This window comes from Nonomuraea lactucae (genome assembly GCF_003313395.1).
Lineage (GTDB): Bacteria > Actinomycetota > Actinomycetes > Streptosporangiales > Streptosporangiaceae > Nonomuraea > Nonomuraea lactucae.
In genome coordinates, this window is record NZ_QNFZ01000551.1 from 1 (window position 1) to 1,742 (window position 1,742).

2 protein-coding genes and 1 pseudogene are annotated in these 1,742 nt (G+C 73.7%); 1 reads left to right on the plus strand and 2 read right to left on the minus strand.

Annotated features, from left to right (window positions below; translation table 11 throughout):
• A pseudogene (locus tag DQW85_RS23485) lies at positions 1-362 on the minus strand (hypothetical protein); the annotation flags it as partial.
• Positions 363-371: 9 nt separating this feature from the next.
• Positions 372-578 (minus strand): hypothetical protein, encoded by a 207-nt coding sequence (locus DQW85_RS23490; RefSeq protein ID WP_113702249.1) that lies wholly within the window; start codon positions 576-578, stop codon positions 372-374.
• Between the two features lie 481 nt (positions 579-1,059).
• On the opposite strand from DQW85_RS23490, the gene DQW85_RS23495 reads away from it, so the two are divergent.
• The coding region (locus DQW85_RS23495; RefSeq protein ID WP_240197375.1) for a bifunctional transcriptional activator/DNA repair enzyme AdaA at positions 1,060-1,742 on the plus strand (683 nt) is incomplete at its 3' end.

A 1,742-nucleotide genomic window follows, 5' to 3' on the forward strand; every position in this document is an offset into this window, starting at 1 on the left:
CGCGCGTGCGGCCGAGCACCGCCCGGCGCCTCGATGCCGGGCGCCGGGGCGGCCAGCGCCTCGGGCACGTCCACCGCGCCGCGCTCCCAGAGCGTGGCGATGCCGCGCGGCGGGTAGCGGACCGTCGGCTGGTACGGCGGCGTCGTGACGGAGAAGACCCTGGGCCAGGCGAACACGCACGGCACGAGCAGCAGCCCCAGCCCGCGCAGCGAGCGGACCCCCGACACGTACCGGTGCTCCAGGTGGAGCCGGCCGTCCCGCCAGGTGACCGAGTCGTCGAGGTCGGCCAGCATCCGTCGCGCGCCGCCCTCCGCCAGCAGCCTCGCCCGGCGCAGGATCTCGCCTTCGAGCAGCGACCTGATCCTCGGCCACTACGGGGCCATGGCGGCCTCCCGGTAGGCGGCCACCTCGTCCGCCAGCCGTTCGAGCCCCCTCTCCGGGTCGTCGTACAGGGCGTCGATGCTTCTGGTGCGCGGGCCGGGCACGTTGTCGAGGTCGGCGCGCACGCGTCCGGCGGCTGCCCGCACCGTGGCCAGCTCCAGCTCCAGGTCGGGATCGACATGGCCGGCGGGGTGCAAGTGAACCCGGCGATCGAGACCGTCGGAACGGGCACGAGATCCGACAGCAGCCGCCAGTCGACGTCCGACAGGCGGCGGCGCACCTCATCGGCCCAGGGGCGCAGGATCGGGTGGGCGGCGGGGTCCTTCACGACGCGCACGCTGGCGATGACCTCGCCGAGGGGCGACACGGCGAAGCGGATGTCGGCCACGTCCTGGGCCGTGAAGGTGAGCTCCAGCGTCATTCCTTCTCGGCGGGCTGCTCGCCGGCGTGCTCGGAGAGGTGTGGAGTGTGCGGGCGTCGCTCTGGGCGGGCGCGATCATGATGGCGCTGAGCTGGCTACCGGTCCTCCTCTCACCCCTGCGCCATGAACCCTGACCTCCAAGTCCAGCCAGGTCCGATTCCCGCCACTCATCCGCTCCTACCTGCTGACCTGCTGTTTCACGCTGAGGTCCGATTTCCGCCAGCCGTACGGCTCGGACAGCGGATAGCGTCGTGGACATGTCACCACTCGAGCTCGACTTCGACTCCTGCTACCGGGCGGTCGCCGCCCGGGACGCCCGGTTCGACGGGCGCTTCTACACGGCGGTGACGACGACGCGCATCTACTGCCGCCCTATCTGCCCGGCCCGCACTCCCGCCTCGCGCAACGTGCGGTTCTACCGGCACGCGGCCTCCGCCGAGGCAGCGGGCTTCCGGCCGTGCAAGCGGTGCCGTCCCGAGCTGTCTCCCGGCGACCCGGGTTGGGACCTGCGCGGCGACCTCATCGGCCGGGCGCTGCGGCTCATCGACGATGGTGCCGCCGACGAGCAGGGGGTCGCGGGGCTGGCCGCGCGGCTGCACATCACCGAGCGCCACCTGCACAGGCTGTTCGTGGCCGAGCTGGGCGTGGGCCCGCTCGCGGTGGCGCGGACCAAGCGGCTGCTCCTGGCCAAGCAGTTGCTGACGGAGACGGCGCTTCCGGTCACGGATGTGGCGTTCGCGGCGGGGTTCGGCAGCGTGCGGCAGTTCAACGCGGCGATGCGGGAGACGTACGGGTTCACGCCGAGCGAGCTGCGAGCCACCGCCGGCGGCCCAGCCACCCGCCCGGCAAGAAGCACCCCACCCACCCACACCACCACCGGCGCCGCCCCAGCGGAGGCCGGTGCCGGGGCCGAGGCCGGTGCCGGGGCCGGGGCCGGGGC